The sequence below is a fragment of the Nostoc cf. edaphicum LEGE 07299 genome, from assembly GCF_015207245.1.
GTDB lineage: Bacteria > Cyanobacteriota > Cyanobacteriia > Cyanobacteriales > Nostocaceae > Nostoc > Nostoc edaphicum_B.
Genome location: NZ_JADEXF010000463.1, coordinates 1 through 4,412 on the forward strand (window position 1 = coordinate 1; position 4,412 = coordinate 4,412).

Annotated in this window: 3 protein-coding genes and 1 pseudogene; 2 read left to right on the plus strand and 2 right to left on the minus strand. The window is 40.5% G+C overall.

Features of this window, described 5'->3' with window-relative positions:
- Positions 1–347, plus strand: a pseudogene (locus tag IQ229_RS14845) (glycosyltransferase family 2 protein); the annotation flags it as partial.
- Positions 348–596: 249 nt separating this feature from the next.
- On the opposite strand, the gene IQ229_RS14850 reads toward IQ229_RS14845, so the two are convergent.
- The gene (locus IQ229_RS14850; RefSeq protein WP_194044892.1) at positions 597–2,036 is read right to left on the minus strand and encodes a tetratricopeptide repeat protein; all 1,440 of its coding nucleotides are present in this window, start codon (positions 2,034–2,036) and stop codon (positions 597–599) included.
- Positions 2,037–2,169: 133 nt separating this feature from the next.
- Between IQ229_RS14850 and IQ229_RS14855 the strand changes: the two genes are divergently transcribed.
- Complete coding sequence (locus tag IQ229_RS14855) at positions 2,170–2,745, plus strand: hypothetical protein (RefSeq protein ID WP_194044894.1); 576 nt, start codon at positions 2,170–2,172, stop codon at positions 2,743–2,745.
- A 225-nt stretch (positions 2,746–2,970) separates the two neighbouring features.
- Here IQ229_RS14855 and recG read toward each other — a convergent pair.
- A partial coding sequence (gene recG / locus IQ229_RS14860; RefSeq protein ID WP_194044896.1) for an ATP-dependent DNA helicase RecG occupies positions 2,971–4,412 on the minus strand: 1,442 nt, incomplete at its 5' end.

The window sequence follows — 4,412 nt, forward strand, 5'->3', positions numbered from 1 at the left end:
GTCCAGAAGCAGTAGGATATCACTGGCATCCAGCATTTAATTTAGAGCAAATTCCCCGATTGATTGACCAAGAAATCCAACGCGGACGCATGGGAGTTTTATTTTATCAAAAGCATCCCACATGGGAAGTGCGAATGATGATTCAAATGACTTGGCTGCATCGCTTACTTTGGGGGATTTTGTCACTCAATGGTGCATTAAATGAACAAACAATGGCTCCGTTGTTGCAATGGCTAATTAACTTAGGTAAGCCGCAATTAGCTTTAGAAATTGCCCGAATTTTTCTCAACTGGTACAACGTGAAGGGTGTCTATGAAGCGTATGCTCAAATGCAGCAAGTATCATGAGTTTGGGCTTAACTTGAGCATAATTTTTGTTTAAGTCGCACTAAGAATAATTATCGTCAGTCTTATTTACCAAAAATGGGAAAGCAAAGCCTATGATATCAACAATTCAAGTACAAAGATATTAACTAAAGCAAAAGATGAGCAAACCATGCACGAGTGCTTTGTCAACGCTCCTTGGGTGATGCTCACAGCAAGACTTTATCCAATATAAAAACGGAATTGGGAGCTATTTCTTTATAAGCTATGTCTTCACTCCTTGTGATCAAAGTCATCATATACCTCATTGTCCAATTTATCGCTGGTTTCTGCATCGAAATCGTTTTTTAAATCAACGTTATCAAAATTATCTGTATTGCAGCTATTCTCCATGAAATCACCAATATCGTTTTTAATGACTTTGCTCATCTGGGTAATCGCTTTTCTACAGTCTTTTGCATTTTCAATCATCTCCATTTGCTGATACAGATTAAAAGCTTCTTCATAAGCAGAAATAGCGTCTGAATAATGGTGTAGAGACTCTAGAGCCAATGCTAAATTAAACCAGCCATTAGCTTCAAATTGATTATGATGACTATGGTGAGCAGCTTCTATTCCGCGTTGAAGATAAGAAATAGCTTGTTCATACTTTTCTAGCTGGCGGTATGTGTTGCCTATATTAATTAATGACCCTGCTGCTCCTTGAGGATCATTAAGTTTTGATTTAACTTCTAACGAAAAATGATAATAATCAATAGCTAATTGGTACTCTTCAAGATCACTGTAAATCAGGCCTAAGTTATTTAATGCGTGAGCCTCAAACTCTTTGTTCCCTATTTCTCTAGCGATTTCTAAACCAAGTCGGCTATAGCTAAGTGCTTTTTCATAGTTTTCTAAAGAAAAGTAGGCTAGACCCAAATTTACAAGAGAACCAGCAATGTTATCTATATCATCAATTTCCTTGGCAATTTTCAAGCAATTTTCATAATGTCCAATGGCTATTTCGTGATTTCCCATCCGATCATGAGCATCGCCTAAACAAGCAAGTGTAGTTATAAATTCCCATTTTTCGCCTTTTCGTGGAACCCAATATTCTATCAATCGCTCATAAATATAAATTACAATGTTTAGGCAGCCATGCGAACTCAAAAATTTATAAACACAATTTTCGTAATCATCAGTGTCAAAAATTGTGTAAAAAGCTTCCGTATAATCTTTTGCTTCACAGAGCTTGTGAAAATTATCAATATAGGGTTGAACTTCATCAAGTGTCTGCCAAGCATACTCGTTGGTTGGGCTTATATCTTCTAAACTTTCATATTTATCAATTTCATAATCAGCTTTAAATTTCTGTACAGAAGTAGAACTGCTTAGTGTTGATTTCTTGTACTTGCTCAAGATTAGACGACGAGCTTTTCTCTCCGTCATCTTGCCTTCTATGGCAAAGAGGATTTTAATCAGCTCGTATGGCTTCCTTAAATAGTCACTCACAGTGCGGGGCTGAATAGTCAACTTTTTAGCTATTTGCCTCCGATCTAAATCGAGAGCAATAGCTCGTAAACATCGTTCTTCTTGAGGGCTTAATCCATCGCCACTATTGCCTGCCAGTAGGTCTAATCGAAATTGTTGCCAATCGTACCACTGGGAAACCTCTGAGAACTCCTCGTTTAAGTTAGTTGCAAAGTTTAGCATTGTTTTTATTGACTCGCTCAAGGTTATCAATTTCTTGGGGTGATAGACTACCCACAAAATTACCCACAAAATTGCCCACGCTTGTGTGGAGACTTAGTTGGGGTTTTCCAGATAGGTTGTAAACATATAGATAAACGAATCTGGAGAAAGTTAAATGACAGATCATTACAACGCAATCTACACTAGCTATGCAAAATCCAACCAGGCTGATTTTCACCAATCTGAATTCTTTGGTGGAGATAAGCATTTCTTCACTGCCGACTTTGAGCGAGGAGAACTGATAAGTGGTTACGCCCTATCTATCATGGAATTGGTGCGTGGTATTTTGGGCGAAAACTACTGGTACTTCGCTGAATTTCCTTTGCAAATAGCTTGCCCTAAACGGGAAGGGGTTTACTTAGAGGACAAAACCTTGTGGCAATTCTGGGTTAACTCTAGGGTAGACATTATTCTCATGAACCCTAATTTGGGTGATCACTGCCGTAAAGCTTGTCTAATGTTGGAATGTCAGTCTCCCTGGCATGACCTGGAAGATACTCAACGGCGCGATCGCACTAAATTTGATATTATTGACTCTACAAAAACCCCTCTAATTTACGTTCGTTACGCCGACTACCCTAGAATTTTGCGTTTTTGGAGTCAGGGTAATAGCGATGAGGTGTTTTATAATCCCTTTACGCAAGACGGTAAGACAGAGTTGAAGGAATTATTCACACGATACTGTCTGTGAATTTGGAGCGATCGCTGAAGTTTGACCCTAATGCTTTCCTCTCCACTTCTAGTAATGTGCCTACATTTGCCAGTAGTTGGATTGTGCTTATCTTTTTCCCAACTTGGTTGCACCAATTGCAAATTGTATTCTTGCTCCAACTTGCGAATTACTGCTTCACTTCTGCGATCGTCTCAGCTATCAGAAACTGTAGCTGTTCCTCATCAATACAAGATATATATAATATTATGTCAAAATCGCCCCACCCATCAACCGTTCATATCGATATTTCAACTCTTCTTTCATTAAATACCAGCGCTCTAAAGTTGCATCCATTTCTATTATTTTTTCCGCTGCTTGCCGCGCTAAAAGTAAAACTTCCTCATCGTCAACCAAACTCGCTAAGGTAAAATCTGGCACTCCAGATTGACGAGTTCCTAGCACTTGTCCTGGCCCACGAAAACGCATATCCATCTCAGAGATGAAAAAACCATCCTGAGATTGCTCCAACACCTTCAATCGTTGTTGAGCATCAGGACTTCTGGAACTGCTCATCAACAGACAGTAAGACTGAGCCGCGCCACGACCAACACGCCCCCGTAGTTGGTGGAGTTGCGATAAACCAAATCGCTCTGCATTTTCAATGAGCATTACTGTAGCATTAGGTACGTCTACACCAACCTCAACAACGGTAGTAGAAACCAAAACCTGCGTTTGGTTATCACGGAATTTGGTAATAGATTCATCCTTCTCGGCTGAACTCATACGACCATGTAGCAGCCCAACTTGAAAATCAGGAAAAACGCTTTCCTGTAACTTTTGATGCTCGTCAACAGCCGATCGCAAATCTAATTTTTCTGATTCTTCCACTAATGGCAAAACTACATACACTTGTCTACCTTGGACAATTTCTCGGCGGATCAGGTCGTAAGCATGGTTGCGTTGCTGACCTGACAATACTGTTGTCTGAATCTTTTGTCGTCCCGGTGGTAACTCATCAATTTGACTCACATCCAAATCCCCATGTATTGTCAGTGCTAAGGTTCGGGGAATCGGGGTAGCTGTCATAGTTAACACATGAGGTTGATTGCCTTTTTGCTGCAAACGTGCCCGTTGTTCTACCCCAAAGCGATGCTGTTCATCTATCACCACCAACCCTAATTGCTGAAAATTTACAGGGTCTTGAATTAAGGCATGGGTTCCTACTAACAGAGGTAATTCACCAGTTCCTAACTGAGAATGTATTTGTCTTCGTTTCGCAGCTTTAGTCGAACCTGTAAGTAATTCCACTGGTAAATGCAAGAGGTTAAACCAACTAACCAACTTGCGATAATGTTGTTCTGCCAAAACTTCTGTGGGAGCCATCAGCGCCGCTTGGTAGCCAGATTGAATTGCTGCAAGGATAGCCAGCACGGCGACGACTGTTTTACCAGAACCAACATCACCTTGCACCAAACGATTCATAGGCACAGGTTTTTGTAAGTCGTTGAGAATGTCGTTGAGAACTCGTTGCTGTGCGCCAGTGAGTTGAAAAGGTAGTATTTCGTGAAATTTCTCTACAAGTTGACCGCGTGGGACAAGGATGGCGCTGGTTTGAATCGCTCTTGCTTGCTGTTGACGTTGCAGTAACCCAAGTTGTAGGTAGAAAAATTCATCAAAAACTAGGCGACGACGGGCAACTTGTAAGG

What these genes read in the sequence shown, in the direction of transcription:
- IQ229_RS14855 (WP_194044894.1), top strand. Translation starts at nt 2,170, where the DNA reads ATGACAGATCATTACAACGCAATCTACACTAGCTATGCAAAATCCAAC.